The sequence below is a fragment of the Corallococcus terminator genome (genome assembly GCF_049194865.1).
Taxonomy (GTDB): Bacteria; Myxococcota; Myxococcia; order Myxococcales; family Myxococcaceae; genus Myxococcus; species Myxococcus terminator_A.
The window spans coordinates 162,981-188,935 of the sequence record NZ_JBLZWL010000129.1; the positions used below are offsets into that span (position 1 = coordinate 162,981).

Below are 25,955 nucleotides of genomic sequence, written 5' to 3' on the forward strand. Positions count from 1 at the left end.
GGGGAAGCTCATGCGGGTGTGTAATGGGCCCGTGGAATTCCCTTCGTTGGAGACAGAGGTCGCGTTCCTGCGCGGCCTGGTGGCGGTTCATCGGATGTCCGACGACATCCTCGAGGACTGCCTCCAGCGCGGCCTGACGCTGGATGCGGGGCTGGATGTCTTCCTCACCCAGTGCGCGCGCATGGTGCACGCGCCCGCGGGCTTCGTGTCCCTGCGAGGCACGCGCGGGCCGGTGCTGACGCGGGTGCTGGGCGAGCTGGGGGCGGACGTCTTCGAGGTCGCGGGCTGGCGAGGCCCTCACCGCTTGAAGAACGGGCGGATGTTGTTCTGCACCCGGCTGAAGCTGGGCAACCTGGAGCTGGGGGGCATGGGGCTGGCGGTGGACGGCGGCTTCGCGGACGGCGGCGGGCTGGTGATGAAGCTGGTGGAGGCCATCGGCGAGCAGCTCGACACCGCGGTGCTGGCCTTCCTGGCGCTGACGGACGGGCAGGGCCCCCTGGAGCGGCTGGACGAGCTGGCGCTGGACGACACGCCGGTGCCGCGCGGGCGCATTGGCAAGTACGAGGTGCTGACGCCGCTGGGCACGGGCGGCATGGCCCAGGTGCTGGTGGCGCGGACGCGGGGCCCGGAGGGGCTGGGGCGGCTGGTGGCGCTCAAGCGCATCCTCCCGCACCTCACGGCGGACCCGGCCATCGTCCAGCAGTTCCTGGACGAGGCGCGCATCGGCCTGCGGCTGTCGCACCCCAACCTCGTGCACGTCTACGACTTCGGTGAGGCGCAGGGGGCGTACTTCATCGCCATGGAGCTGGTGCGAGGCGTGGACCTGGACCGGCTCTTGCGCGCGCACAAGGGGCCGCTGACGCCCGAGCAGTCGGCGGCGGTGGTCGTGCAGGGGCTGAGCGGATTGCACGCGGCGCACCTGCTCAAGGGCGAGGACGGCAAGCCGCTGCACCTGGTGCACCGGGACTTGTCCCCGCACAACCTGATGGTGGGCTTCGACGGCCAGGTGAAGGTGCTGGACTTCGGCGTGGCGAAGGTCCGCGCGCAGCGGACGATGACGCTGCCGGGCATCGTGAAGGGCAAGCCGCTGTACATGTCACCGGAGCAGGCCCGGGGGCAGCGGCTGGACGCGCGCAGCGACTTGTTCGCCATGGGCCTCATCCTCTACGAGGCGCTCACGGGGCGGCGCGCGTTCGACCGGGGCGACGAGCTGGTCTCCATGCAGGCCATCTGCGACGAGCGCCTGACGCGGCCGGACACCATCTCCCGTCCGCTGTGGGAGGTGCTGGAGGTGGCGCTGGCCAAGTCTCCGACGGCGCGTTTCGCGAGCGCGCAGGAGATGGCGGAGCGGTTGAGGGACGTCGTCACGCCCGCGAAGGACACGGAGCTGTCGCGGCTGATGGCCAGGCACTTCCCGGACAGGCTCCGGGAGCTGAACCGGCTGGACCGCACGGAGGCGGGCGGCCAGCCCCTCGTCGCGTCCCGTGAAGTGATGCCCCCGCAGGAGGACATCGACACGGAGCCGCGCCCCGCGCCCCAGAAGAAGGCGGCGCGCTGACGAGGGTTGGCGCCCAGCCTCACCCCGGGAAGGAGTGGGGCCGGGCGGCCTGGACCCACGCGTCACTCAGGTGCGGCGCAGTGACGGGTCGTCGGGGGTGGCGTTGAGCGTGCGAGGCGCGTCGACCTCGCCCTCGGTGCGGATGTCCACGTTCTCGTGGCGCACCGTCTCGGTGATGCGGCGCTCCTCCTCGACGACGTCCTTGTGGATGACGACCTCCTCGTCCAGGACGGAGCGCTTGGTGATATCCACCTCTTCCGCATGGAGCGGGACGACGATGGTCTCCTCCTTGAACGTCGCGCCCACCGCGGGCCTGTCCGACGTCACCGCCCGGCGCTCCACGCGGACCCGCTCATGGCGCAGGGGGACCTTCACCACTTCCTCCTCCACCACCACGTCCTTGTGGACGCGCAGCTCGCCCGCCTGGGTGTCACGCTTCTCCACCATCAGCTTCTCCCGGTGGACGGGGATGGAGATGTCCTCGTTGTCCCGCCGCATCTCCGTGCCCAGGCGCTTGTCGGTCTCCAGGCGGGTGTCGGTCCTCCGCAGGTCGGTGTCCGCCTTCATGTTGGCCGCGTAGCTGGCGTCAGCGCCCAGGTTGGCGCTCGGCAGCGGCGTGACGGAGCCCCGGGAGAGGTCCGGGTCCCCGTTGCGTACACGGGTCTCCGTCTTCGTCGTGGTCCGCTCGGAGGCCAGGCCCAGGGCCGCCGCGCCCGTGGCGGCGGCGCCCCCCTTGGCGCGCTCGGCGTCGGAGACCTGCTGGAGGGCCTCCTTGCCCCGGTTCAGAATCACCTCTCCATCGCGAATCTCGCTCACCTCCGAGAAGGCGACCTTGTAGTCCTTCGGGAAGAACAGACCCCTCTCGATGTGGAATGCGTCGTCGCCGATGGCGAAGACCTTGCCGAGCTTCTCGTTGTCGATGCTGCGTACGGCCATTCCTTCCCTGACATCCTTGCGCTGGAACATGGCTGGCTCTCCTCCTGCTGGCTGGATGGAGGGCGCGGTCCACCTCTCCATCAACCGGAAGGTGGGAACAGGTCCGGGGATGAACAGTGCCATGGCGACATGAACGCGAGGGGCTCGGTCCCGTGGCTGCCCTCGACGGGGCTGCCTGCCCTCGCCCGGCGTGTGGAGCGGGGCCCCCTGGCAAGAGCCTTCCGCGCGGGGCGCGGGGCCGTGGCACCCCCGGAGCGCGCCCCATGCGCGATGTGGGACGGGTGTGCCGGAGGCCCTCCCTGCCTTGGGGGAGTGGGGCCCTGTCCCCTCGTGACGCGCCGCACGGAGGGTACGTGGGGGGAGGGCCTGACTGGCAGCGCGCTTGACCCATGGAGAGGGCTCCCCTAGAAAACCGGGGCTTTGAAGCGCAGCACCCCCTGTTGAGGAGGATTGCTCCCCATGCGACGCCTTGCCCCGATGCTGCTCGCCGCGCTCGCCCTCATGGCGGCCGCTTGCGAGAAGAAGACGCAGCCCACTCCTTCCAGTGAGGCTGGCACGCAGGCCGCGCAGGGTCAGTCCGGGAGCACGGCGAGCGGCACTCCCGCCGCTGGCTCCGACACCATCCTGCTGGGCCAGGTGGGCGCGCTCACGGGAGGCCAGGCGACCTTCGGCATCTCCACGCGCAACGGCATCGAGCTGGCCCTCAAGGAGGCCAACGCCGCGGGCGGCGTGAATGGCAAGAAGCTGGCGATCCGCGTCTACGACAATCAGAGCAAGCCGGAGGAGGCCGCGCAGGCCGCCACCCGCCTGATTACGCAGGACAAGGTGGTGCTCATCCTGGGCGACGTGGCCTCGTCCAACTCGCTGGCCATGGCGGAGAAGGCTCAGGCGGCGGGCGTGCCCATGATTACGCCCTCGTCCACCAACATCACGGTGACGGAGAAGGGCGACTTCATCTTCCGCGTGTGCTTCATCGACCCGTTCCAGGGCTTCGTGATGGCGAAGTTCGCCCGCGAGGACCTGAAGCTGGCCAAGGTGGCGGTGCTCCAGGACAACAAGAGCGCCTACTCCATCGACCTGTCGGGCGTCTTCACGCGCAAGTTCACGGAGATGGGCGGCAAGGTCGTCACCACGGAGAGCTACAGCCAGGGCGACACCGACTACCGCGCGCAGCTCACCGCCATCAAGAAGACGCAGCCGGACGGCATCTACGTGCCGGGCTACTACAGCGAGGTCGGCGTCATCGCGCGCCAGGCCCGCGAGGTGGGCCTCAAGGTCCCCCTGATGGGCGGCGACGGCTGGGACTCCGAGAAGCTGTTCGAGCTGGGCGGCAGCGCGATTGCTGGCAGCTACTTCTCCAACCACTACTCGCCGGACAACCCGGACCCCCGCGTGCAGAAGTTCATCGCCGACTACAAGGCGGCGTACGGCGCGGTGCCGGACGCGCTGGCGGCGCTGGGCTACGACGCGGCCCGCGTGGCGGTGGAGGCGCTCAAGCGCGCCAAGGATTTGAGTGGTCCGTCGGTGCGGGATGCCATCGCCCAGACGAAGGACTTCCCGGGCGTGGCGGGCACCGTCACCCTGGATGACAAGCGCAATGCCGTGAAGTCCGCCGTCGTCCTCAAGGTCGGGGACGGCAAGACGCAGTACGTGACGACCATCTCTCCCTAAATGGCGCAGCTCCTCCAGCATCTCATCAACGGTCTGGCCGCCGGCACCATCTACGCGCTCGTCGCGCTCGGCTACACGATGGTGTACGGCGTCCTCAAGCTCATCAACTTCGCCCACGGCGACGTCATGATGGTCGGCGTCTACATGGGCTACGCCACCGCCTTCGCGATTGGTCGCGAGGCGCGCGGCTCGTTCCTGGGCATCGCCGCCGTCTTCGCGGTGGCCATGCTCGGGTGCGCGCTGTTCGGCTTCCTGATTGAACGCTTCGCCTACCGCCCCCTGCGCGAGAAGCCCCGGCTGACGGCGCTCATCACCGCCATCGGCATCTCCTTCGCGCTCTCCTACGGCTTCCAGCTGGACATCGGCTTCCTGCCGGGCGCCAGCCCCCGTGCCTTCCCTGAAATCATCGAGCCCAAGGAGTGGCTCATCATCGGTGACCGGGACGTCGTCGTGTGGAACTGGCAGATCATCAGCTTCCTCATCGCGGTGGGGTTGATGGTGGCCCTGCAGTACCTCGTCTTCGGCACGCGCTTCGGCCGGGCGATGCGCGCCGTGTCCTGGGACCACCGGGTGGCGGCGCTGATGGGCATCCCCACCGACCGCGTGATTGCGCTGACGTTCATGCTCAGCAGCGGCCTGGCCGCGGGCGCGGGGCTGCTCTACGCCATCAAGGACACGTCGGTGAGCCCGCTCATGGGCCTGTACGTGGGCCTCAAGGCCTTCGTCGCGGCGGTGATTGGCGGCATCGGCCACGTGCCGGGCGCGGTGGTCGGCGCGCTGGTGCTGGGGCTGGTGGAGGAGTTCGTGGTGGGCTACGCGGCCAGCACCTGGCGTGACGCGGTGGCCTTCGGCTTCCTCATCCTGGTGCTGCTGGTGAAGCCGGGTGGCCTGTTCGGCCGGGTCGCCGCGGAGAAGGTGTGACGATGCAATCCCCCGCGCTCACCGTCCCCGAGGCATCGTCCCTCGTCCCCCCCGCGCTGCGCGGAATCCTTCCGCTGCTCATCGCGATTCCCACGCTCGCGCTGTTCCACTGGTCGCTCACCGGCTCCGACTTCGCCACGTATCTGCTGTCCGTCGTCGGGGTGAACATCATCCTCGCGGTGAGCCTCAACATCGTGAACGGGATGACGGGCCAGTTCTCCATCGGCCACGCGGGCTTCATGGCCGTGGGGGCGTACATCGCGGGCTACACCTCCTTGCAGTTGAAGGAGGTGGCGCTGTCCTTCCTGCCGGTGTCGGCCAGCGACCAGGTCCTCTTCATGCTGGCGCTGCTCGTCGGGGGCATCGCCGCCGCGCTGTGCGGCTTCCTGGTGGGCCTGCCCTCGCTGCGCCTCAGGGGCGACTACCTGGCCATCGTCACGCTGGGCTTCGGCGAAATCATCCGCGTCGTGGTGCAGAACACGGACGCGTTCGGCCGCGCGCTGGGCCTGTCGGGCATCCCCCAGTACTCCAGCCCGTTCATGGTGTTCTTCTGGGTGTTCCTCGTGGTGCTGGCCGCGCGCCGGCTCGCCGGCTCCAGCCATGGCCGCAGCCTGTGGGCCATCCGCGAGGATGAGGTGGCCGCCGAGGCCATGGGCGTGGACACCACCGGCTACAAGGTCCGCGCCTTCGTCTTCTCGTCGTTCTTCGCGGGCATCGCCGGCGGGCTGTTCGCCCACTTCGTGCCCATCATCAACCCCGGCTCCTTCACCTTCGTGCGCTCGATGGAAATCGTCGTCATGGTGGTGCTGGGCGGCCTGGGCTCCACCACCGGCGCGTTCGTCGCGGCCATCTTCCTCACGCTGCTGCCCGAAGGCATGCGCTCGCTGTTCGGCGCGCTGGGCACCGAGGGCAGCCTGGCGCAGCGGGTGGACCAGATTCGCATGCCCATCTACGGCCTGCTGCTCGTCGTGCTGATGCTGTCGCGTCCTCAGGGCCTGTTCGGCACCAAGGAAATCTGGGACGTGCTGCCGCGGTGGCTGCCTCGCAAGCGAAGGGGGCTCGCGTGAGCGCGAACGCGCAGCCGGTGGCCCCCGTCTCCCAGGGCACGCAGTCCCCCGCGCTCCTGCGGGCGGACGGGGTGAGCATCCAGTTCGGCGGCCTCAAGGCGCTGACGGACTTCCACCTCTCCATCCAGCAGGGCGACCTGCTGGGGCTCATCGGTCCCAACGGCGCGGGCAAGTCCACCGCGTTCAACGTGCTGACCGGCGTGTACCAGCCCACCCAGGGGCAGGTGATTGTCAGCGGCACGAAGGTGAACGGGCGCAAGCCACATCAAATCAACCTGCTGGGCGTGGCGCGCACCTTCCAGAACATCCGCCTGTTCCGCGCGCTCACCGCGCTGGACAACGTGAAGGTGGCCTGCCGCGCGCAGACGGCGCTGCACCAGTCCAGGCTGGGCCTGGGCGCGAAGCTGGTGAACGCGGGCCACAACTACGCGGACTGGTGGAAGGCGCTCTTGCTCACCCCGTCCTTCCAGCGCGAGGAGCGCCGGCTGACGGCGCAGGCCGAGCACCTCCTGGAGGTCATGGGCCTGTCGCACCGCCGCGACGAGGAGGCGCGCAACCTCCCGTACGGCGAGCAGCGCCGGCTGGAAATCGCGCGCGCGCTGGGCAGCCAGCCCCGCGTGCTGTTGTTGGACGAGCCCGCCGCCGGCATGAACACGCGCGAGAAGGCGGACCTGATGGTCCTCATCCGCAAGCTGCGTGACGACTTCAAGCTGGGCGTGCTGGTGATTGAGCACGACATGAAGCTGGTGATGGGCATCTGCGAGCAAATCACGGTGCTGGACCACGGCGAGACGATTGCCCGGGGCGCTCCCGCCGAGGTGCGCAGCGACCGGAAGGTCATCGAGGCGTATCTGGGCGACAGCTACCTGGAGAGCCACGGAGGAGCGGCGTGAGCGACGCGCAGGTGAAGACGCTGGGCGAGCGCCAGGCTTTTGCCCCCCTGCTGGCGGTGGAGGGCATCAAGGTCCACTACGGCGCCATCCAAGCCCTCAGGGGCGTGTCGCTGACGGTGGGCAAGGGTGAAGTCGTCGCCCTCATCGGCGCCAACGGCGCGGGCAAGACGAGCACCCTGCGCGCGGTGAGCGGCATGCTCAAGGCGAGCGCGGGCCGCATCCACTTCAGCGGGCAGGACACCACGTCCCTGAAGGCGCACCAGCTGGTGCCCCGGGGCATGGCGCACGCGCCGGAGGGGCGCGGCATCTTCCCCAACCTCACCGTGCTGGAGAACCTGGAGCTGGGCGCGTACCTGCGCCGGGACACCGCGGACATCCGCGCGGACATGGAGAAGAACTTCACGCTCTTCCCCGTGCTCAAGGAGCGGCGCAACCAGATGGCCGGGACGCTGTCGGGCGGAGAGCAGCAGATGCTCGCCATCGCCCGCGCGCTGCTCAGCCGGCCCCAGCTGCTGCTGCTGGACGAGCCCTCGCTGGGCCTGGCGCCGCAGGTGACGGAGACCATCTTCCGCACCCTGCGCGACGTGAACAAGGCGGGCGTCAGCGTGCTCCTCGTGGAGCAGAACGCCCACCTGGCGCTCAACTCCGCTCACTACGGCTACGTGCTGGAGACGGGCGAGGTGGTGATGGCCGGCCCTGGCAAGGCGCTGCTGGAGAGCCCGGAGGTGCGGCGCGCCTACCTGGGCGAGTAGGCTCCCCGGAGGCCGATTTTCCGCCTCCGGACGCACCGCGTTCGTCCTGCCGCCGACGCTTCCGGGGTCCTCGTGACACCTGGAAACTGGCGGGTCTCAGAATCTCGGGTAGTCAGAAGTCGAGCAGTTCGTCTAGCGTCGTCCGACGCACCGCGTTCAAACTCTCCCCAACTCATTTCAGGAAGCGCGCCCATGCCTTCGTTGTCCCGCCTCCTTACATCGATTGCGACCCTCGCGCTGATTGCCCTGGCGTGCGTCGGGCCGCAGAAGACCGACAGCAGCTCCAACTCTGGTGAAGCGTCCTCGACGATTGAGGAGCTGCCCAACGAGGGTGGAGAGACGGGCGGCGACCCGGCGGCGGCCGCGGCTCCGCAGCTCACCGACGTGAGCGCCGAGGAAGGCTTCAACGTCAAGATGCCGGGCCAGCCCCAGGTCCAGCGCCAGAAGGTCAACATCCCCGCGGGCGAGGTGTCCACGGCGGCCTACTCGCTGCAGACGCCCGAGGGTGTCATCTACTCGGTCAGCATCGCGGACTACCCGGAGAAGGTCGTCGCCAGCCGGCCGCCCGAGGCGTTCCTGAACGAGGGCCGCGACGGCCTCACCAATCAGCTCAAGGGCACCGTCAGCAACGAGCAGGAGCTGACGCTCGACGGCTACCCCGGCAAGTCCTACACGGTGTCCTCGCCCAACGGCGAGGTGCGCGCGCGCAACTACCTGGTGGGCCCGCGCCTCTACACCATGCTGGTGCTCTTCAACCCGAGCATCGGCGCTCCGGCGGCGGACGGGTTCCTGGGCTCGCTCCAGCTCGTCAACCCGCCTCCGGCCGTTCAGCGCGCGAGCGCGGCGGGCGCCGACGCGGGCACGGGTGACGCGGGCGTGGCCGCCACGGAGGGCGCCGCCGTCGAGGCGACCGCTCCCGACGCGGGTCCGCAGGACGCGGGCACGGCCGCTCCGGCCAAGCGCCGCCGCACGAAGTAGTTTCAGCCTTCAGGGTGCGCGCCGCGCTCGCGTGAGCGTGCACCGTGGGACAGGCCTCCCGTTCACTTGAAAGGAACGGGTGCTCCGTGGGTGCGGGGCGGCTTCCTTAAGCGAGGGGTCGCTCACATTCTCTTCTGGGCATTTCAGGAGGGAATCCATGACAGGGCTGGCTGGGGCCTTGCTCGCCGCGGTACTCGCGGCGGGCGGCTCGGCGTTGGTGCCAGTGAGCGGGGGCAATGCCCTGACGCTCCCGGCGCAGCGCCACATCGTTCGCATCGACAGAGGTGGAGGTCGTCCTCCCAGTTTCCTGGTGGCCATCCAGCACGGTGGCACGGAGGGCAAGGGCCTCGTCCTGTACCGCTCCGAGGACGGGCTGCGCACCGTGCGGCGGGTGGCGGATATCCAGCCGGACTCCACGCACACGGACCGGGCGGAGCTCCTGGCGGTGGGCCGGGACGTGGCGCTCGTCTATTCGTACGAGGGCCCGCAGCTGGTGCCCTCGCGGCGGCATGACGTCTGGTTCCAGTGGTGGCGCTACCAGTCCTCGGCGGACACCTGGCAGCCCGAGCCGGCGGTGCGAGTGCTGGACGCGGTGGATGACAGCACGGGCTACTCGCGGGCGCTCCTGACACGCGACTCGCAGGGGCGCCTCTGGGTGCAGGCCTTCCGGGTGGAGGTGGATGGCGGCTCCACCGCGGTGGTGGCGGTGTCCACCGATGGCGGGCAGGGCTTTGGCGCGCCCCAGGTGCTGGACAGGGTCAACCGGCGCGGCGGAGGGCGCCTGCTGAGTGTGGGGACGAAGGTCATCTTCGTCTACGCCATGCATGACGGCTTCCTGCCCACGCGGATGCGGGTGCGCAACGACTCGGACCCCGTGGAGGCGTGGGGGCCGGTGCGCGAGGCCTTCTCCGACGGCATCTACCATGGCGCCGCGCTGAGCGCGGTGGCGGACGGCCGGGGCGGCATGCACCTGGTCTACAAGGACGAGCAGGAGCGGCTGTACCACCGGCGCTTCGACGGGACGTCCTTCGGGCCGCGCAAGCTGGTGGAGGGCGCGGGCGACTGGGCGCTCCAGCCAGCCATCACCCGCGTCGGCGACACGCTGTACATCTTCTCCAACCGCATGCGCGTGCTCAATCAGCACACCGAGCTGCGGGTGCGCGCCCTCCTGGCGGACGGCAGCCTGACCGACGCGGTGACGCTCGCCGGAAACGTGACGTTCAAGGGTTATCCCAACGCGGTGGACGTGCTGCCGGAGGGCAGCTCCGAGGTGCCGTGTCTGTATGGCGAGGCCGTGGACGCGAGCTCGCGAGGCACCGTGTCGCGGGTGGCGATGGTGCTGGACGAGGAGCCGCCGGAGCAGCCCTTCACGTTGGAGCTGGTGCGCTCCAGCGCGAGCCATGAGCTGCTCACGGTGGATGGCGGGGGCACGCTGTATGGACTCCCGGTGGGAGGCGAGCGCTCGCGGTTGATGGCGAGCACGGATGGTGGGGCCTCGTGGGTCGCGCGCGGGCAGGGCGGGGGGAACCTGTGGACGCTGGCGGCGATGAAGAACGGGACGTTGGTGGCGGTGGCCAGCCACGGCGGTGCGTACTTCCTCCAGCGCTCCACGGATGGCGGGAGGACGTGGAAGGACGAGGTGGGCCTGGGGAGCTACCGGGCGATGGGACCGCGCAGCTTCGCGGAGCTGGGTGGCGCGTGGTTCTTCCTGGAGTATCAGACCTTCACCTCGGCCTCCGCGCCGGTGCGGATATGGGCGAGTACGGATGGCGGAGGTTCCTGGGCCGTGCGCTCCACGCTCACCGCGCACCGGCATGGCTATGCGTTGGTCTCGGACCCGGTGACAGGGGCGCTGTGGGCGCTGATGGGCAGCAGCAAGGCGCAGGCGGCGGTGCTGCGCTCCACGGATGGCGGGCGGACGTGGAGGTCCGTGCTCCAGGGCTATGGGGCGAACGCGGTGGCGGGCGTGGTGATGGCGGATGGCTCGCTGCTGCTCGGGCAGTCGACCTTGTTCGAGCCCGAGCACCCGAAGCTGCTGCGCCTGTCCGCGGACGGACGGGTGAGCACGGTGCGGGAGCTGCCGGGGCCCGCGTACTCGCTGGTGGCCGCGCCGGGAGGGGGCTGGGTGCTGGGGACGGCCTGGTCCAGCGCGGGGGACGTGCAGGCGCCGGGTGATGTCTCCGCCCGACTCTTCACCAGCGGAGACGGGCAGGCGTGGCAGGAGGCGCGGCGCCACGAGCGCGCGAGCGGGGCCGACCTGGCACGAGCGGACGTGTGGGGCGTGTTGCCCTCCGGGGAGCTGGTGGTGCGGATGGAGAACGTGAGCGGCTTTGGAAGCACGGGAAAGGGCTTCCAGGTGCTGCGCATCAAGCGCTGAGCGGGCGGGTGGATTAGACCTTCCGGTGCGCGGCGTGAGCACGCCGTCGGGAGGCTGTCATGTGGGACCCGTCGCAGTACACGCGCTTCCGGGATGAGCGGAAGCGGCCCTTCTTCGAGCTGTTGTCGCGGGTGGACTCAGACGCGCCGACGCACGTCGCCGACCTGGGGTGCGGGACGGGGGATTTGACGCGTGTGCTGGCCGAGCGCTGGCCCGGCGCGACGGTGTACGGCGTGGACTCCTCGGTGGAGATGGTGGAGGAGGCGCGCGGCCGTCCCGCGCCGGGCGCCGTGCGCTTCGAGGTGGGAGACCTCGCGGGGTGGGCGCCTCCCGTGCCGCTGGACGTGCTGGTGTCGAACGCGGCGCTGCACTGGGTGCCGGACCATGCGGCGCTGATGGGGCGACTGGTGGCGAAGCTGGCGCCGAGCGCCGTGCTGGCCTTCCAGGTGCCGGCCAACTTCGATGCGCCCTCGCACCGCCTCGTCGATGAGGTGAAGGCGCTGCCGCGCTTCGCCAGGACGCTGTCGCCCGTGAGGCGGCGTCCCGTGGAGACGCTGGAGACGTACGAGTCGCTGCTGGCGGGGCAGGGGATGACGGTGGATGCGTGGGAGACCACGTACCTGCACCTGCTGCCGGGCGAGGACGCGGTGTTGCAGTGGCTGTTGGGGACGACGCTGAGGCCGGTGCTGGCGGCGCTGGGCACGGACGAGGGGAAGGCGTTCCTGGAGGAGCTGGGGCCGCGCTTGCGTAACGCGTACCCCGCTCACGCGAGGGGCACTCCGTTCCTGTTCACCCGCCGCTTCGTGGTGGCACGGCGCGGCGGGTGAGGCTTCGAGTGACTAAGGCCAGGCGGGCCAGCGGTAGATGCGCCCGCTGCTGCCCACCACCCAGAGGTCGTTGGGGCCCGTGCCGGTGATGTCGTTGTAGCGGCCGCCTCCGTCCTGGATGCGCAGCCATGCCTGGCCGTCATAGCGGTAGATGTGTCCGTTCGCGCAGGTGGCGTAGGCGGACGCGGCACCGAAGGCGATGACCGAGGTCAGGTTGTCGGTGTTGGGGAACGCCTGTTTGACCCAGTGGGTGCCGTCGACCTTGCGCAGGACGGTGCCTCCATTGCCCACGGCGAAGGCGACCTTGTCGTTCACCACCCAGACGCCCTTCAAGGGCCGGGCATTCGGGGTGTCTTGCTCCGCGTTCTCCGACCCCCAGAGGCTGTTGCTCGGGTTGAACCGGAACACGCGAGGCGCGTTCGAGGCGCCGCCCACCAACAGCAGGTGGCTCTGGGCGCTTCCGTGGACATCGTAGACGCTGGGGAGCGCGTTGTTGTCGGCGTTGTAGTTCAGGGTGCCGCCGCCATCCCAGAGGAAGGCCGAGCCCGTGTTCGCGGTCGCTGTGGCATTGGGTGAGCTGGCACCGTAAATCGTGAGGGTGTTGTTGGTGCGCAGGCCGGTGATTCCGAAAATCCACCGGTTGTCGTCCTGGATGTCGGAGCAGTCCGCGGCGGTCGTGTCCTGGTGGGCCTTCTTGCCACCCTCGGAACCGAGCCACGCACGACCCGTGGAGGGGTCCGCCCAGATGCTGCGCCATTGGGTATCGTCAGCGCCGCAGTCTTGATCCGTGATGACCGTGAAGTTCGTGCCGGAGGGCAGCAGCCGCGCGCGCCGGTTCTCATCACCCCCGACCCAGACTCCTCCACGGGTCCAGGAAGAGGCCGAGTACCAGTCCCTGTTGTTGGGCCCCACCGTCTTGCTGGTCCATGCGGGAGCGTTTCCACCCGGGCAGATGCTCTGGGGCTCTTTCTGGCCGTCGCAGTCGTTGTCCAGGTCGTCACACAGCTCGGTCGCGCCGGGGTAGGTCAGCGGGTTGCCGTCGTTGCAGTCCGCGCTGTTGTCGACGTAGGCGCCAGCGGGCTTCACACAGGACTGCACGACGCCGGCGTTGGCGCCGAAGCCATCACCGTCCTCATCCGGGTACCAGAAGGTGGCCACCGATGACGTCACGCACTCCACCGCAGTCTGGATGCTGTTGCACTGATTCGTTCCCGCGCACTGGAGTGAATCCGTGCACGCCAGGCTGAGCGTGGGGAAGTTCTCGTCCTTCACCCCGTCACAGTTGTTGTCCACGTCGTCGCAGAGGTCGGTGAGCCCCGGGCGGATGTTGGAGTTCTTGTCGTCGCAGTCGTCCGGAAGGCCGTTGGTGTATCCGGTGGGGGTGATTCCGCAGACGGCGAGGGGCGGGGAGTCCTTCTTCCCGTGGCCGTCCCCGTCTTCGTCCACATACACGTCCCGGCTGAGCGGGGTGTCGCAGTACAGCGCGCGGTCCGTCAGGTTGCAGCGGAAGACGCCCGTGCAGTCCGCCGATGCAGTGCAGGACTGGCCCAGCTTGAAGTGCTCCGTGTCACTGACGCCGTCGCAGTTGTCGTCCTGCTCGTTGCACAGCTCGGCCACACCGGGGTTGATGCCTGGCAGGTCATCCCGACAGTCGGTTCCATTGCTGCTGACCGCGGCGTAGCCGTCCTTGTCCTCATCCTCCGCCTTGAGCGACAGCGTGACGGCCTGCACGGTGTCGACCACCACCGTCACGCCTTGCGAGTGAGTCACCACGAGGTGGCCCGTACAGGACTGCTCGAAGGCCGTGGCTCGCACCTCCACGGACGCTCCCCAGTCCAGGGGAGGCGCCAGCGCCACCGTCATGCTGCCGCCAGTGCCGAGCGTGCCCTTCACCTCCGCGCCCGTGACTTCCCTGACGCGAGTCGCTCCACTGGCCACGTCGACCGCTTCCACGCGGAGACATCCTGGAAGGAACGGGCCGTAGGTCACCGTGACTTTCACGGCGCCCTGGGTGACTTCTTTCTTGCAGCCGACGAGGACGAGGAGGGGGAGCACAAGCAAGAGCCGTCGCATGGCTCGAATTGTACCCGCGCTCACGTGCCCGGCTCACCTTCTCCGAGTCAGGGTTGAATACACCCCTGGATATTCATGACCCTGGGTCGCGCTCGCTCGGGAAATCCGAGTGAAGCACCATCAACCGCGAATCACGCGCGAGGCTGGCGGGTGTTATCAGCTCCAGCTCCAGCGGAACCTGGGTGCCGTAGCGCTGGCGCATCTGCTGCTTCAAACCCGCGACGTCGAGCGAGCCCAGCGTCTCCAGGGTGCCGTACTCCACGCCCGCGCCCTGGGCATACGCCTTGCGCACCAGCTCCGAGCAATACATCGCCTCGTCGCCCCAGCCGAAGAGCCAGTCGTACGGCTTGCCCAGGTGGACCTTCGCCGCGTCGAGCACGCGCTGTCGTTGCTCGATACTCAATCCCTCGGGGCGCAGCACGAGGATGTGGCCTTTCACGCCGCGCGCCTTCCACTTCGCGAACGGGACGCGCTGCACCGGCTGCACGGCCTCCACCACGAAGATGCCTTGCTTCGTCACCTCCACCAGCCCGACGTGGGAGAGCGGGCTGTGCGTGGCCGCCTGGATGGCCTTCGACTGCCGCGAGCGCGAGGTGTGCAGGACGACGTCTCCCGTCATGAGGTTCGCCTCCAGTCCCTCCCGAGGCGCGGCGACCGCGCCGAGTCCCCACAACCACACCCCCCACAGCACGAGCCACCGCATGGAGCCTGTCCCTTCCAGCACTTGCCGCACCCGCTGTCTCACGGTGCAGCCTCGATGCCAGGACCCGCTCTCGCGAGCCCACCGGAGAGGCATGTGACGCCCCTGGCGCCGAAGGCGTTCCCCGGCGAAGAGCGTGGTGACTCCGCGCGAGGAGTCTCCCGGTGTCCGCCGAGGCGAGAGCACCGCGCCACGAGCCTCTCGGCATGGCGGATCGCGCGCACCGTGTGTACCCGTCAGGTGGTGCGCGTCAGCGGCACTTCGGCCACGCGGTGATACTCCGGGCCGCGGCTCTCGAAGAGGACGAGTCGGTCCACGCGGCCCTCACCGAGGTCCGTGCCGGACAGCGCCTTCACGCACTCGAGCAGCGCCGGGTCTCCAGAGGCCGCGGAGCTTCGGGCCAGCGTCAGGTGGGGCGCGTAGTCGCGGTACTCGGACTCGAAGCCGAGCGGCAGCAATTGCTCCGCGGTGTCGGCCTGCAGGGTCTTGAGCGCGTCGGTCTCCCCGTGTACGTCCGCCCAGAGCACGCGCGGATGCGTGGGCGTCCCGAAGGTGCCGCCTTCGCCCACCGACAGCGTGAACGGTGCGTGCCGGGGACCGACCGAGGCCAGCGCCTCACGGATGGCGGGCAGTCGCGAGGACTCCACTTCGCCCAGGAACACGAGCGTGAGGTGCACGCCTTCGACTCGCACGAAGCGGGCGTGGTGGGCGAGCTGACGCAGCCGCTTCATCTCGGCGGCGACCCGGGCCTCGATGGTGGCCCCCAGCGTGACGGCGGTGAACAGGCGCATGACTCAGGACTTTCTCGCGGACCCGCGCGGCCAGAGCGCGTAGGCCCAGAAGGGGATGAAGGCGAGCAGCTCCGCGCCGACGACGTACAGGCCGCGCGATGACAGCATGCCCGCGCCGATGGGCGACACCGGCAAGGGACGCACGGGCGCGAACAGCCGCGCGTTCGAGAAGGGCCACAGCAGCGCCGCGCCCAGGCCGCCATCCGTCAGCGAGTCCAGGAGCCCGTGGCTCGCCACCGCGAGGAACGCGAGCCCTCCCCAACGTCCCGCGGGGGCCCGCGCCCACTTCGCGACTCCCGCCACCATGAGCGCCACCGCCGCCGCGAACACGAATGAGTGTGATGCGCCCCGGTGTCCCCACGGCGCCGCATAGGGAATGCGAAAGACGAAGGCCACCACGTCCGCGTCCGGAAGCAGGGCCAGCATCGAGAAGAATGCCATGGAGGCAACCAGGCGCCGGGTCGACCCGCCGTTCGCCTCGTACCGCCCCAGGGCCATGCCCACCGCCACGTGACCGATGCTCGCCATGAATGTCCTGGGGTCGAAGATACCGCACGTGGGTCTTGGGGAGCGCGCTGGTGCGTCCCTGGAGGGTGGTGATGGGGTGGGCTAGCGTAGCGGGTTCATGCGGATGCTTTCCCATGTCGAGGATACGCTCCGGCGGCGCCTGGAGGGCTGGCGCGCGCAGGTGGGCGAGTGGCTCAACCGGGTCCGCGCGGCGGGCACGGCGAGCTGGCTGGTGATGTCGTGGCTGCTCGACTGGCGCACGCCGCTCGGAGTGCTCGCGGCGTACCTGGCGCTGGCCGTGGTGCTGTGGGCCGGCGCTCGGCGCTTCCCGCGCCTGGGGCGGCGTCCGGCGCTCGGGCTCGTCTTCCTGGACATGCCCGCGGTCTTCGCCCTCCAGTCGCTGGCCATCGCCACGGCGGGCAACGACAACGCGGTGCCCACCGCGCTCTTGACGCTGGGCGTGTACATCGTGCTCGTGGTGCTGGTGTCCCTGGTGACGCTGTCGCGAGTCATCGTCGTGCTCGCCACGGTGGTGGCCATCGGCCTGGAGAAGATGCTGGTGTTCCAGGCCCAGGTGGAGTGGCAGTCGTTCCTACCGGGCATGGTGCTGGTGCTGACGCTGGGGGCGCTCGCGGCGGCCTTCATCAGCCGGCAGGTGCTGGGGCTGGTGACGCAGGTGGCGCAAGAAGAGGTGCGGCTGGAGCGGCTGGGTCGCTACTTCTCTCCGGAGGTCGCCCGCCAGATTGCCCAGCACGGCACCGAGGCCGGCCGTGGCGAGCACCGCGAGGTGACGCTGTTGTTCTCCGACATCCGAGGCTTCACCTCCATGTCCGAGCGCCTGGACAGTCCCCAGGTCGTCGCGCTGCTCAACGAGTACCTGTCGCGCATGGTGGACGTGGTGTTCCGCCATGGCGGCACGCTCGACAAGTTCATCGGCGACGGCATCCTCGCGTACTTCGGCGCGCCGCTGGACTTGCCCGGGCACCCGAAGGCCGCGGTGGCGTGTGGGCTGGCCATGCTGGAGGCGCTAGAGACGCTCAACGCGGAGCGCGTGGCGCGCGGTGAGGAGCCCTTGCGCATCGGCATCGGCATCCACACGGGGCGCGTCGTCGTGGGCGACGTGGGCAGCTCGCAGCGGCGCGAGTACACCGTGATTGGCGACGCGGTGAACCTGGCCAGCCGGATTGAAGGGCTCACGAAGAAGGTGGGCGTGGCCATGCTGGTGTCGGAGGCCACGCGCCGCTTCTGCCAGGACGACGCGTCCCTGCGCTTCGAGCCCGCCGAGCTCCTGCCCGTCGCGGGCAAGGCCGAGCCCGTGGCCACCTTCGTCCCCGGCAAGCAGGCGCTGCGCGAGGTGGGCTGAGCGGACGCGGGCCGAGCGGGGAGGCTCCCCGGGCCGCCGTGCTCACACCTGGATGTGCCGCGCTCCCTCCGGTGACAGGAGGAGTGTCACTCATGGCTCAGGGATATTCGTTGAACATCGGCTTGAACTCGGTGGACCCGGCGCACTACTCGGGCTGGGACGGAGCGCTCACCGCCTGCGAGGCGGACGCGGAGGACATGGTGTCCATCGCGAAGGAGCGGAAGTTCTCCACGGTGCGCAAGGTGCTCACCCGGGATGCGACGCGGGGCCGCATCCTGAAGGAGCTGGACGAGGCGGCCCGCGTGCTCCAACCCGGAGACCTGTTCCTGCTGACGTACTCCGGACACGGCGGGCAGCTCCCGGACCGCAACAGCGACGAGTCGGACGCGCAGGATGAGACGTGGGTGCTCTTCGACGGGGAGATCATCGACGACGAAATCCACCTCGCGCTGTCCAAGCTGAAGCAGGGCGTGCGCGTGTTGATGTTCTCCGACAGCTGCCACAGCGGCACGGTGAGCCGGGTGGCGTACTCGGCGCTGAGGAGCAGCGGCAGCCTGGAGATGCTGGCGGACACGCTGCATGACCCGTCGCCGGGAGAGCGGCGCTTCAAGGACCTGCCCACGGCGATTGCCTTGCGCACGTACCGGGACAACAAGGCCTTCTACGACGACGTCATGGCCGCGCTGCCGAAGGAGGACCCCATCGCCAAGACGAAGGCGACGGTGCTGCTCATCTCCGGGTGCCAGGACAACCAGCTCTCCAGCGACGGGGCCTTCAACGGCCTGTTCACCGCGAACCTGCTGCGCGTCTACAACAGCGGCAAGTTCCGGGGCAGCCACCGCACGTTCCACCGCCGCATCGTCCGGCGCATGCCGCCGATACAGTCGCCCAACTACTCCATCGTCGGCGTCCCCAGCCGCGAGTTCGAGCGGGAGACGCCCTTCGAGGTGTGACAGAGGGCCGAGGGGGGACTGATTGAGTCCCTCCACGGCCCTCCGGGGTGAAGCAGTGCTCTGGCGAAAGGCTCAGTACGCCTTGGAGAACACGATGCGGCCCGGCGAGTCCTCGCCGGTGACGACGCACTTGCCCGGCTCCTGCTTGAGCGCGAAGGGGCGGTTGCGCGTGGTGAGGCCCGTCTCTTCCTTGATGCGCGCCTCCACCTTGGGGTCCAGGTTCCAGTGGGCGAGGAGGAAGCCCGCGTCCGCCTTCTCCTTCATCTCCTCGTAGGAGTTGACCTCGAAGGTGTGCTCGTCGCGGAACGTCTTCGCCTTCTGGAAGAGGTCCTTCTGCATCTGGTCCAGCATGGCCTGGGCCTTGTCGGCGGCCTCGCCCAGCGGGATGAACTCCTTCACCTTCAAGTCGCGGCGCACCATGACGCAGGTGCCCTTGGCCAGGTCCTTGGGGCCAATCTCGATGCGCACGCAGGTGCCCACCAGCTCGTGCTCGAAGTACTTGAAGCCGGGGCCCTTGCTGTCGTCGTCGTCCACCACCACGCCCAGACCGGACTTGCGCAGGTCGGCGGCGAGCGCGTGGCTCTTCTCCAGGACCTGGGCCTTCTCGGTGTCGGTCGCCTTGCCGAAGATGGGGATGATGACCACGTGGGTGGCGGCCAGCTTCGGCGGGACGATGAGCCCCGAGTCATCCGAGTGGGTCATGATGAGGCCGCCGATGAGGCGCGTGGAGACGCCCCAGGACGTCTGCCAGACGAAGTGCTCGCGGCCGTCGCGACCCTGGAACTTGGTCTCGAAGGCCTTGGCGAAGTTCTGTCCCAGGTTGTGGCTGGTGCCGGCCTGGAGCGCCTTCTTGTCCTGCATCATGGCTTCGATGCTGTAGGTGCGCAGGGCGCCGGCGAACCGCTCCGACTCCGACTTGCGGCCCGTCATGACGGGCATGGCCATGTAGTCCTCGGAGAACGTCCGGTAGACCTCCAGCATCTGGAGCGTCTCCTTCTCCGCGTCCTCTTCCGTCTCGTGACAGGTGTGGCCTTCCTGCCAGAGGAACTCGGTGGTGCGCAGGAACAGGCGGGTGCGCATCTCCCAGCGCATCACGTTCGCCCACTGGTTGATGAGCAGGGGCAAGTCCCGGTAGCTCTGCACCCACTTGGCGAAGCTGCGGTTGATGATGGTCTCCGACGTGGGTCGGATGACGTAGGGCTCCTCGAGCTTGGCGCCGCCCGCGTGGGTGACGACGGCGAGCTGGGGGTTGAAGCCCTCGACGTGCTCGGCTTCCTTCTTGAGGTAGCTCTCGGGGATGAGCAGCGGGAAGTAGGCGTTCTTGTGGCCCAGGTCCTTGAACATCTTGTCCAGGACGCGCTGCATGTTCTCCCACAGCGCGTAGCCGTTGGGACGGATGACCATGCAGCCCTTCACGTCCGAGTAGTCGGCGAGCTTCGCCTTCTGGACCAGGTCGACGTACCACTCGGAAAAGCCCTTCTCTCGGGGCGTGAGCTTATCGGCCATGTGCTGAGCACCTTTTCAAAGTCGTTGAAAGAGGACGGTTGCCTACGCTGGGGCCACCCGGAAATCAACGCTCCCGTCGTCCCAGGGCGTCCCTCGGGTCATCCCAAGGCAGGTCGTTCGCGTTGCGGGGGTTCGCCTGGGACACGAAGCAGGTGGTGGTGTCTCACGGAGACGTGCAGGAGCAGGGTGCGCGCGACACTGCGCGCGTCGTTCCGCTGGCTCGGGGGCTGAGCGCCTGGCCCGTTTTCATTCTCCGAGCACGACTCGGGTGAAGAGGGGTGGCAGGTAAGCCTACCTGTGCTTGCTCGGGGTGGAGCCTGGGGTGTGAGGTGGCCCGTGTGCCGGGTAGGTTCTCCCTCCATGGCCGCGAGGAAATCCGCCAGCTTCGCCGCGCTTGGCGCTGTGCTCTCCTTGCACTGTGCGACCGCTGGGCCCACCTGCATGGACAGCGAGACGTGTTGCCTCCAGTCGAACCTTGGCAACCCGGCTGCCTGTGGCCTTACCGCCTCCGAGGCGACTGCCATCCTCGCAGCCGGGGCAACTACTGCAGCAACCCTCGCCACCAGCGCTGCGGGCGACGACCCGGATGATGGGTGGAGACAGCACTGCATCGATACCTATGTCCGATGCAAATCCCAAAAGAAGCCGCGCTGGGTTGGGGATTGTTACGCCTGCTTCCGCAACTGCGAAGGCCAACACGAATGGCCGTTCGACACCTGCCACGCGCGATAGGAGGCACAATTGTCAGAAGACTTGAAATGGGACGACGTTCGGAACCTCGCGCGCCGTACTTCCGAAGGACAGCCGTTCACGCTCACTGACGAGACGAGGGCAATCCTCCGGCGCACCGCTCCGCAGGTGGCCATTCCCCCAGATGAAGCTGAGCGGGCACTACAACAGGTGCAAAGCGCCGCTGCGTTGCTGGATGAGGTTGCCAGCCGCATCCGCGTTGGGTCGCGGCGCTTGTCGCGCGCCATCGTCGACTCGGCCAATCGCCAGGACGCTGGCGACACGGACGGTGCACGCCAGCCGTTCTTGGATGTGCTCTCGGTTGAGGTTGTGCCCCACTATCGAGCAATCGCCCAGACGCACCTGGAGGCGCTGGACGACCCGTAGCTGACCGGGCTCCTGACGCTCTTGATTGGGATCAAGTGGGCGAGGTGTTCGCATGGGATGATGCGGCCCGTCGCTGGCGGTTCGAGGCCACCTATCGTCCGCGTCCGCCCAGCTCCTTCTTGCATCAGGGAGTCTTGCCGGACTGTTCTTCATCGCCGCGTCCGTAGAAGGTGCGCCATGCCCAACCCGCAGCTTGTCATCCTGGTCGTCTCGCTGCTGGCGGATGGCGGCGCGCTTCCTCCGCGAGAGGATGCCGTGGGGCTGGACGCGGGAGTCCGCGTCGTTGCGCCAGGACCCGAGCGGGCAAATGCGGGGCTCGACGCCGGGTCCGCCATCCCCTGGCCTGATGAAGAGCTTCAGCCGTTGGCCACCCTGGATGGCTCCGCGGTCCTCGCCGCGCACTCCGTGCTGACGCAGGTGCTGAAGCGCTTTCCCAAGGAGGCCGAGCGCTCGTGTGCGTTCTCTCCTCGCTCCTTGGAGGTGCTCGTCGCGCGCAAGGACGGGTGGTACTTCGTTCGTGTCAACCGACGCGTGGACCAGTGCCCGGGATTTGGCCCCGGCGTTCAACTCGAGACCGACTGGTTCGAGCTGTACGCGGTCTCTCCTGAAGGACGCGTGGAGCGCTACCCGTATCACCCGTGAGCCAGCTGCCTCGCGGGTCGCCGCCGACCCTTTTTCTACCGGGAATCTGGAGTCGTCTCGCGTGGATGCAACGCACGCGTGACACCCTGGGGGATGCTGGGAAGCGTTGGCGCGTCGCGCTATGAAGTGCTCTCCATTTTTCCTTGGGTGTTCCCCCTGGAGGCTTCATGCGGTCGTTTCTTCCGTCTCTCGGAGTGGCTGGTGCGCTGACGGCGTGTCTCGTCTCCGGCTCCGCCTTCGCCTACTCCACCGGCCAGACGGGCTACAGCGGCAAGGACAGCGCGCTGACGTGCGCGAGCTCGACGTGCCACTCGGTCAGCGGCGCCACGCCCACCGTCACCATCGAGGGCCCTTCGTCCCTCGAGCCCGGCCAGACGGGCACCTACGCGCTCGTCATCACCGGGGGCCCCGCCATTCGCGGCGGCTTCAACGTGGCCACGGATGGCACGGCCACCCTCACCGCCGGCTCCGGCTCGAAGAAGGTCTCCGGCGAGCTCACCCACACCCAGCCCAAGGCCTTCACCAGCGGCACCGTGCGCTTCGACTTCACCCTCGTCGCTCCGTCCACCGCCACCACGCTCACCCTGTTCGGCGCGGGCAACTCGACCAACGGCAACACCGAGGACACCGGTGACGCGTCCGCCGTCACCACGCTCAAGGTGAAGGTCGGCGACGGCGGCGGCGGCGGCGGTGGTGAGGACGACGGCGGTGGCTGCGCCGCGGCCGGTGGCGCGCCCCTGCTGGGCGCCGTGCTGATGCTGCTCGGCGCGCGCCTGCGCCGCCGCGACGCGTAAGCGGTCGGCTGCTCCTCAGTCAGGCACCGGGGGGCGGAGAGACAGTGAGCAAGAGCGCGGCGTATCCTCGCGCCCCTGCTCACCATGCACCTCCGCCTCCTCTCCCTGCTGCTCCTGCTGGGGCCGCTCGCGTGTGCGACGGGCTCAGGCCTCATCCCCCCGGAAGTTCCGCTCGCCGCCGTGCAACGCGAGCCTGGGACGCTGCGGGTGATGACCTTCAACATCCAGTCCGGTGCCCGGGGCCTGGACGGCGTGGCTCGCGTCATCCGCGCGTCCGTGCCGGACCTCGTCGCGCTCCAGGAAGTCGACGTCGGCTCCACGCGCGCTGGTGGCATCGACCAGGTGGAGGCCCTCTCCCGCCTCACCGGCCTGCCCCACCGCGCCCACTTCCGCACCACGGACCTGCACGGCGGCGCCTATGGCCTCGCCATCCTGTCGCGCTTCCCGCTGGAGTCCCTCGCGCAGTACCCGCTGCCCGTGCCCTCGGGCTCGGAGCCGCGCACGCTCGCGCACGCCGTGGTGTCAGTGGATGGCCGCGAGGTGAGCGTCTACCTCACGCACCTCATCCGCCGCCCCTTCAACAACGCCACGCGCCTGCGCCAGAGCGCGTACGTGGCCCGACTGCTCGCCCAGGACTCCCGGCCGCGACTGCTCCTGGGTGACCTCAACGACGACCCGGACTCGCACTCGGTGCGCCTCTTGCGCCGTGACTTGCGCGACGTCGTCGCCGCCACCGGCGGAGCCAGGGGCACCTACCCGATGCCCCTGTTCCTGCCCACGCTGCGCATCGACTACGTGCTGGCCTGCGGGGCCTTCACGCCCGTGGCCAGCCGCGTGTTGAAGGTCTCCGCGTCGGACCACTACCCCGTCGTCGCGGACCTGCGGCTGGACGTGCTTCCTCCCGCCGACGCGGAAGGTCAGCTCACGTTGAAGCGGTAGAGCACGTCCGGGTCTCCCCGGGTGTAGCCCTTGAGGACCTCGTGCTTCAGGCCCTTCGCGCCGAGCACCGTCAGGCCGCCCCACGCGAAGCCCATCACCGACAGCTCGAAGTACACGTGCGGCTTGGGCACCTTGATGATGTGCAGGTCCGTGTGGCCTTGGCCCGGCAGCACCTCCAGCTCGCCCTCGGTGAAGTAGCCCTTCCAGATGCCGGGCGTGAAGAAGAGAAAGCGGCGGAAGTCACCGGGGCTGAACATCGCCTTGAGCTGACCCTGGCCCAGCGCGTACTCGGCGGACTTGATGCCGAACTGCCACCACGCGTTGGGGTCTCCCGCGTAGAAGCGCTGGAGCAGCTCCTCGTTGAACCGCAGGAACGCGTCCACGGGGATTCGCGTGACGGGGAGGATGGGCAGCGTGAAGACGGGCTCGCGCTTCTTGATGTCCGCGATGAAGTCCTTCCACGCCTGCTCACCGTGGGACTGCAACGTCATCTGTTGCCGAGCCAGGAACGCCACGCCTTTGACTTCCATCCGTGTCCTCCACCGCCAGACCCCGCGCGGGGCCGCGCTCGGGGGACTCCGTCCCGGCTTCCCCGGGAAGGATAGGGTGCGACAGCGTCGCGCGCAGGCGACGCTCGCCTGCTATTCGAGCTGAAGGCCGCAGTCGGCGCAGGCACCCTCGACCAGGGGCGCCACGGTGCCGCAGGCGGGGCAGGGCGGCTCACCCTCCTCCGTCGCGGGCAGCACGAAGGGCGAGGCACCGTCCGCCAGCACGCCTTCGCGCTGGATGCTGTCCATCCAACGTTGCTGGAGCAGCGTCGCCACGCGCAAGCCGTCCTCGGGGCGCACCAGCACCTGAAACTTCGGGCTGCACCCGGTCTTCGCGCACGCCTCGCGATGTACCAGCGCGGGGACGTCCGCCTCCAGACAGGCCTCCACCAGCCGCCGGGCGTCCGCCAGCGCCATCTCCGCGCACGGCACCAGCTCCACGTCGGCCAGCACCTTCGTCACATCATCCTGGGTCATCACCCGGCGGATTGGAGCCCACGCATGGGCTCGCCGTCCAGAGGCGTGCCGTCTTCTCGGACCTGAGGGCACCTCGCGCCTGCTCCGTCGCATCCCCACCCTGCCGTCGCTTCCTCGAGATTCCACGGGTCGATGGGGCGGGTGGGGGCACGACGCAATGCTTCATGGGGCGCGGGGCTGGGGAGCCTGCTGGGCGTGGGTGTTGCTGGCCGTGGCTTGCGAGCGGCCCGAGGAGGTGGCTCCGAGTCCCTCCGTCGTGGAGGAGGCGCCTCCAACTGTCGCGAGCCCCGTGAAGGCGAGGACGCTGACGGGACGGACGCGCTGGCTGCGCTCGCTGGTCGGCGCGGGACGAGAGAGCGCCGCAGGGCTCGCGCACGACTCGCGCGGCAACGTGGTGGTGGCCCTGAACTCGGACGACGCGGTGGCGGACCTCTTCGGGCCGCTGCTGGTGACGGCGGGCTCGGCTGCTCCCGCGTCCCAGCGGTTCACGGTGGCGAAGTACGGCACGGGCGGCGAGCGGCTGTGGTCCCTCTCCCTGCCGGGCTACGTGGAGACAGTCACCGTCAGCTCGCGCGGGCAGGTCCTCGTCGCGGGTCGCAATCCAGCGGGCGCGGACCTCGGCGGTGGGCCCCTGTCAGCGGGGCGCTTCCTGCTCAAGCTGGGGCGCGACGGAGACTTCCTGTGGGCCCGGAGCCTGGGGGCGCTCGGCGTCTCGCCCGACTTCGTCCTCCGGCGCGTGGAGGTGGACCTGCTGGGCAACGTGGTGCTGGCGGGCACGCTGCCCGACGTGAAGCTCGGTGGAGTGCCCGCGCTGGTGAAGGTGGACGCGAAGGGCGGCTACCTGTGGACGTATGCGCACGAGGAGCCTGGAGAGGCCTCGGGCGTGGCGGCGGACCCGGAGGGCCAGCTCTACGTCACGGGGTTGCTGCACCCGCCGCGCTCTCCGGTGACGCTCGACTCGCAGCCGTTCCTCGTCAAGCTGGACGCTCGGGGGCGACAGCAGTGGGAGCGGCGGCTCGACACGGGGGCCGGCGGGGCCACCGGGGTGGCGGTGCATGGCAATCGCGTGCTGGTGACGGGCGGGTTCTCCGCGCCGCTCACCTTCGAGGAGGAGACGCACGAGGTGGAGCCAGGGGGCAGCGAGGCCTTCGTGGCCGCGTTCGACCGGGAGGGCACACCGCTCTGGCTGCGAGCCTTCGGCTTCGAGGGCCTGGGCATCTCGATGGACGAGGACGACGGAGTGACGGTGGTGGGGCGCTACGCGCACGGTGACGACCTGGGCGCGGGGCCCGTGGTCGGCGCGCCAGACAGCACCTTCAATCTCTTCCTGGTGAAGCTGGACCGCGTGGACGGCGCCTTGAGCTGGGCGCGGGGCTTCGCCATGGCGCCGTCAGAGGGCGGAGGTCCCTCCGATGCGCGCTTCTTCGTCTCGTCGTCGAGGAAGGGCACGAGCGCGTTGCTGGGCGCGCAGCTCTCCGCGGTGGATTTCGGGACGGGGGTGCTGAGTGGGCCCGGCGGCGGAGGGCGGGAGCTGTTCCTCGGTGGCTTCGAGCCCTGAGGAAAGTC

The 25,955-nt window shown here is 69.2% G+C and carries 24 protein-coding genes; 16 read left to right on the plus strand and 8 right to left on the minus strand.

Annotated features, from left to right (window positions below):
• The first annotated feature begins 10 nt into the window (after positions 1-10).
• Positions 11-1,558: a serine/threonine-protein kinase gene (locus tag ACN469_RS38530; protein WP_498776494.1), complete on the plus strand. Its 1,548-nt coding sequence runs from the start codon at positions 11-13 to the stop codon at positions 1,556-1,558.
• Positions 1,559-1,624: 66 nt separating this feature from the next.
• Here ACN469_RS38530 and ACN469_RS38535 read toward each other — a convergent pair whose 3' ends face one another.
• Complete coding sequence (locus ACN469_RS38535) at positions 1,625-2,524, minus strand: YsnF/AvaK domain-containing protein (RefSeq protein WP_498776496.1); 900 nt, start codon at positions 2,522-2,524, stop codon at positions 1,625-1,627.
• Between the two features lie 429 nt (positions 2,525-2,953).
• Here ACN469_RS38535 and ACN469_RS38540 point away from each other — a divergent pair, with 429 nt between their 5' ends.
• From ACN469_RS38540 to ACN469_RS38575, 8 genes are all read left to right on the plus strand, one after another.
• Complete coding sequence (locus ACN469_RS38540) at positions 2,954-4,165, plus strand: ABC transporter substrate-binding protein (RefSeq protein ID WP_498776498.1); 1,212 nt, start codon at positions 2,954-2,956, stop codon at positions 4,163-4,165.
• Positions 4,166-5,086: a branched-chain amino acid ABC transporter permease gene (locus ACN469_RS38545; RefSeq protein ID WP_498776500.1), complete on the plus strand. Its 921-nt coding sequence runs from the start codon at positions 4,166-4,168 to the stop codon at positions 5,084-5,086.
• Positions 5,087-5,088: 2 nt separating this feature from the next.
• Positions 5,089-6,153: a branched-chain amino acid ABC transporter permease gene (locus tag ACN469_RS38550; RefSeq protein ID WP_498776645.1), complete on the plus strand. Its 1,065-nt coding sequence runs from the start codon at positions 5,089-5,091 to the stop codon at positions 6,151-6,153.
• A complete protein-coding gene (locus ACN469_RS38555; protein WP_498776502.1) occupies positions 6,150-7,046 on the plus strand; it encodes an ABC transporter ATP-binding protein in 897 nt (298 codons plus the stop codon). The genes ACN469_RS38550 and ACN469_RS38555 overlap by 4 nt, the downstream gene beginning before the upstream one ends.
• A complete protein-coding gene (locus ACN469_RS38560; RefSeq protein ID WP_498776504.1) occupies positions 7,043-7,798 on the plus strand; it encodes an ABC transporter ATP-binding protein in 756 nt (251 codons plus the stop codon). The genes ACN469_RS38555 and ACN469_RS38560 overlap by 4 nt, the downstream gene beginning before the upstream one ends.
• Before the next feature lie 192 nt (positions 7,799-7,990).
• Entirely contained in the window at positions 7,991-8,776 is a 786-nt protein-coding gene (locus tag ACN469_RS38565) for a hypothetical protein (RefSeq protein WP_498776506.1), read from the plus strand.
• 157 nt (positions 8,777-8,933) lie between these two features.
• Positions 8,934-11,153, plus strand: a complete 2,220-nt coding sequence (locus ACN469_RS38570; RefSeq protein ID WP_498776507.1) for a WD40/YVTN/BNR-like repeat-containing protein — start codon at positions 8,934-8,936, stop codon at positions 11,151-11,153.
• Between the two features lie 59 nt (positions 11,154-11,212).
• Positions 11,213-11,980 (plus strand): methyltransferase domain-containing protein, encoded by a 768-nt coding sequence (locus ACN469_RS38575; protein ID WP_498776509.1) that lies wholly within the window; start codon positions 11,213-11,215, stop codon positions 11,978-11,980.
• Positions 11,981-11,992: 12 nt separating this feature from the next.
• On the opposite strand, the gene ACN469_RS38580 is transcribed toward ACN469_RS38575, so the two are convergent.
• The 4 genes from ACN469_RS38580 to ACN469_RS38595 all read right to left on the minus strand — a co-directional run bounded on the left by ACN469_RS38580 (position 11,993) and on the right by ACN469_RS38595 (position 16,072).
• Positions 11,993-14,053: a MopE-related protein gene (locus ACN469_RS38580; protein WP_498776511.1), complete on the minus strand. Its 2,061-nt coding sequence runs from the start codon at positions 14,051-14,053 to the stop codon at positions 11,993-11,995.
• Positions 14,054-14,126: 73 nt separating this feature from the next.
• Positions 14,127-14,756 (minus strand): YiiX/YebB-like N1pC/P60 family cysteine hydrolase, encoded by a 630-nt coding sequence (locus ACN469_RS38585; RefSeq protein ID WP_498776512.1) that lies wholly within the window; start codon positions 14,754-14,756, stop codon positions 14,127-14,129.
• Between the two features lie 233 nt (positions 14,757-14,989).
• On the minus strand, positions 14,990-15,544 hold the full coding sequence (thpR, locus tag ACN469_RS38590; protein ID WP_498776514.1) for an RNA 2',3'-cyclic phosphodiesterase: 555 nt from the start codon (positions 15,542-15,544) through the stop codon (positions 14,990-14,992).
• A 3-nt stretch (positions 15,545-15,547) separates the two neighbouring features.
• Positions 15,548-16,072 carry a metal-dependent hydrolase gene (locus tag ACN469_RS38595; protein ID WP_498776516.1) on the minus strand — a complete coding sequence of 175 codons (525 nt, stop codon included), beginning with the start codon at positions 16,070-16,072 and terminating at the stop codon, positions 15,548-15,550.
• 97 nt (positions 16,073-16,169) lie between these two features.
• Between ACN469_RS38595 and ACN469_RS38600 the strand changes: the two genes are divergently transcribed.
• The gene (locus ACN469_RS38600) at positions 16,170-17,414 is read left to right on the plus strand and encodes an adenylate/guanylate cyclase domain-containing protein (RefSeq protein ID WP_498776518.1); all 1,245 of its coding nucleotides are present in this window, start codon (positions 16,170-16,172) and stop codon (positions 17,412-17,414) included.
• A 92-nt stretch (positions 17,415-17,506) separates the two neighbouring features.
• The gene (locus tag ACN469_RS38605; protein WP_498776520.1) at positions 17,507-18,367 is read left to right on the plus strand and encodes a caspase family protein; all 861 of its coding nucleotides are present in this window, start codon (positions 17,507-17,509) and stop codon (positions 18,365-18,367) included.
• Between the two features lie 72 nt (positions 18,368-18,439).
• Here ACN469_RS38605 and proS read toward each other — a convergent pair whose 3' ends face one another.
• Positions 18,440-19,873: a proline--tRNA ligase gene (proS, locus tag ACN469_RS38610; RefSeq protein WP_498776522.1), complete on the minus strand. Its 1,434-nt coding sequence runs from the start codon at positions 19,871-19,873 to the stop codon at positions 18,440-18,442.
• Between the two features lie 741 nt (positions 19,874-20,614).
• Between proS and ACN469_RS38615 the strand changes: the two genes are divergently transcribed.
• The 4 genes from ACN469_RS38615 (at position 20,615) to ACN469_RS38630 (ending at position 23,364) form a co-directional block, all read left to right on the plus strand.
• Positions 20,615-20,989, plus strand: coding sequence for a DUSAM domain-containing protein (locus ACN469_RS38615; protein ID WP_498776524.1), 375 nt, complete (start codon positions 20,615-20,617; stop codon positions 20,987-20,989).
• A gap of 177 nt (positions 20,990-21,166) precedes the next feature.
• The gene (locus ACN469_RS38620) at positions 21,167-21,631 is read left to right on the plus strand and encodes a hypothetical protein (protein WP_498776526.1); all 465 of its coding nucleotides are present in this window, start codon (positions 21,167-21,169) and stop codon (positions 21,629-21,631) included.
• A 167-nt stretch (positions 21,632-21,798) separates the two neighbouring features.
• Positions 21,799-22,425, plus strand: a complete 627-nt coding sequence (locus ACN469_RS38625) for an MXAN_6652 family MXYO-CTERM-anchored protein (protein ID WP_498776528.1) — start codon at positions 21,799-21,801, stop codon at positions 22,423-22,425.
• Between the two features lie 84 nt (positions 22,426-22,509).
• The gene (locus ACN469_RS38630) at positions 22,510-23,364 is read left to right on the plus strand and encodes an endonuclease/exonuclease/phosphatase family protein (protein WP_498776530.1); all 855 of its coding nucleotides are present in this window, start codon (positions 22,510-22,512) and stop codon (positions 23,362-23,364) included.
• Here ACN469_RS38630 and ACN469_RS38635 read toward each other — a convergent pair.
• The gene (locus ACN469_RS38635) at positions 23,343-23,894 is read right to left on the minus strand and encodes a hypothetical protein (protein ID WP_498776531.1); all 552 of its coding nucleotides are present in this window, start codon (positions 23,892-23,894) and stop codon (positions 23,343-23,345) included. The genes ACN469_RS38630 and ACN469_RS38635 overlap by 22 nt on opposite strands.
• Before the next feature lie 111 nt (positions 23,895-24,005).
• Positions 24,006-24,389 carry a hypothetical protein gene (locus ACN469_RS38640; RefSeq protein ID WP_498776533.1) on the minus strand — a complete coding sequence of 128 codons (384 nt, stop codon included), beginning with the start codon at positions 24,387-24,389 and terminating at the stop codon, positions 24,006-24,008.
• Between the two features lie 157 nt (positions 24,390-24,546).
• Here ACN469_RS38640 and ACN469_RS38645 point away from each other — a divergent pair, with 157 nt between their 5' ends.
• The gene (locus ACN469_RS38645) at positions 24,547-25,947 is read left to right on the plus strand and encodes a hypothetical protein (RefSeq protein ID WP_498776535.1); all 1,401 of its coding nucleotides are present in this window, start codon (positions 24,547-24,549) and stop codon (positions 25,945-25,947) included.
• Positions 25,948-25,955 lie beyond the last annotated feature (8 nt).

Coding starts and splice junctions, on each gene's coding strand:
- ACN469_RS38630 (WP_498776530.1), top strand. CDS start 22,510: ATGCACCTCCGCCTCCTCTCCCTGCTGCTCCTGCTGGGGCCGCTCGCG.
- ACN469_RS38605 (WP_498776520.1), top strand. CDS start 17,507: ATGGCTCAGGGATATTCGTTGAACATCGGCTTGAACTCGGTGGACCCG.
- ACN469_RS38640 (WP_498776533.1), bottom strand. CDS start 24,389: ATGACCCAGGATGATGTGACGAAGGTGCTGGCCGACGTGGAGCTGGTG.
- ACN469_RS38540 (WP_498776498.1), top strand. CDS start 2,954: ATGCGACGCCTTGCCCCGATGCTGCTCGCCGCGCTCGCCCTCATGGCG.
- ACN469_RS38625 (WP_498776528.1), top strand. CDS start 21,799: ATGCGGTCGTTTCTTCCGTCTCTCGGAGTGGCTGGTGCGCTGACGGCG.
- ACN469_RS38545 (WP_498776500.1), top strand. CDS start 4,166: ATGGCGCAGCTCCTCCAGCATCTCATCAACGGTCTGGCCGCCGGCACC.
- ACN469_RS38565 (WP_498776506.1), top strand. CDS start 7,991: ATGCCTTCGTTGTCCCGCCTCCTTACATCGATTGCGACCCTCGCGCTG.
- ACN469_RS38535 (WP_498776496.1), bottom strand. CDS start 2,524: ATGTTCCAGCGCAAGGATGTCAGGGAAGGAATGGCCGTACGCAGCATC.
- ACN469_RS38580 (WP_498776511.1), bottom strand. CDS start 14,053: ATGCGACGGCTCTTGCTTGTGCTCCCCCTCCTCGTCCTCGTCGGCTGC.
- ACN469_RS38620 (WP_498776526.1), top strand. CDS start 21,167: ATGCCCAACCCGCAGCTTGTCATCCTGGTCGTCTCGCTGCTGGCGGAT.
- ACN469_RS38635 (WP_498776531.1), bottom strand. CDS start 23,894: ATGGAAGTCAAAGGCGTGGCGTTCCTGGCTCGGCAACAGATGACGTTG.
- ACN469_RS38600 (WP_498776518.1), top strand. CDS start 16,170: ATGCGGATGCTTTCCCATGTCGAGGATACGCTCCGGCGGCGCCTGGAG.
- ACN469_RS38550 (WP_498776645.1), top strand. CDS start 5,089: ATGCAATCCCCCGCGCTCACCGTCCCCGAGGCATCGTCCCTCGTCCCC.
- ACN469_RS38645 (WP_498776535.1), top strand. CDS start 24,547: ATGCTTCATGGGGCGCGGGGCTGGGGAGCCTGCTGGGCGTGGGTGTTG.
- proS (WP_498776522.1), bottom strand. CDS start 19,873: ATGGCCGATAAGCTCACGCCCCGAGAGAAGGGCTTTTCCGAGTGGTAC.
- ACN469_RS38570 (WP_498776507.1), top strand. CDS start 8,934: ATGACAGGGCTGGCTGGGGCCTTGCTCGCCGCGGTACTCGCGGCGGGC.
- ACN469_RS38530 (WP_498776494.1), top strand. CDS start 11: ATGCGGGTGTGTAATGGGCCCGTGGAATTCCCTTCGTTGGAGACAGAG.
- ACN469_RS38585 (WP_498776512.1), bottom strand. CDS start 14,756: ATGCGGTGGCTCGTGCTGTGGGGGGTGTGGTTGTGGGGACTCGGCGCG.
- ACN469_RS38575 (WP_498776509.1), top strand. CDS start 11,213: ATGTGGGACCCGTCGCAGTACACGCGCTTCCGGGATGAGCGGAAGCGG.
- ACN469_RS38595 (WP_498776516.1), bottom strand. CDS start 16,072: ATGGCGAGCATCGGTCACGTGGCGGTGGGCATGGCCCTGGGGCGGTAC.
- thpR (WP_498776514.1), bottom strand. CDS start 15,544: ATGCGCCTGTTCACCGCCGTCACGCTGGGGGCCACCATCGAGGCCCGG.